Raw genomic sequence first — 206 nt, forward strand, 5'->3', positions numbered from 1 at the left:
GAGCTATTCGCCGACGACAGGCCGGTCGACGTGGAAGTCGAAAGCGAAGCGACCGAGCTGTTGGTCGAGCTCAGGCCGGTGGACAGCGAGCTGATACCGGTCGAAGTCGAGGTGGACAGCGAGCCGATCGAGCTATTCGCCGACGACAGGCCGGTCGACGTGGAAGTCGAAAGCGACGCAACCGAGCTGTTGGTCGAGCTCAGGCC

The 206-nt window shown here is 63.6% G+C and carries 1 protein-coding gene; it reads left to right on the forward strand.

What is annotated here, in order from left to right; translation table 11 throughout:
* Positions 1-206, forward strand: a 206-nt coding sequence (locus DIE17_RS38360; protein ID WP_311768793.1) for a hypothetical protein, incomplete at both ends; no start/stop codon positions are given.

The sequence above is a fragment of the Burkholderia sp. Bp9099 genome (assembly GCF_003857805.1).
Classification (GTDB): Bacteria; Pseudomonadota; Gammaproteobacteria; order Burkholderiales; family Burkholderiaceae; genus Burkholderia.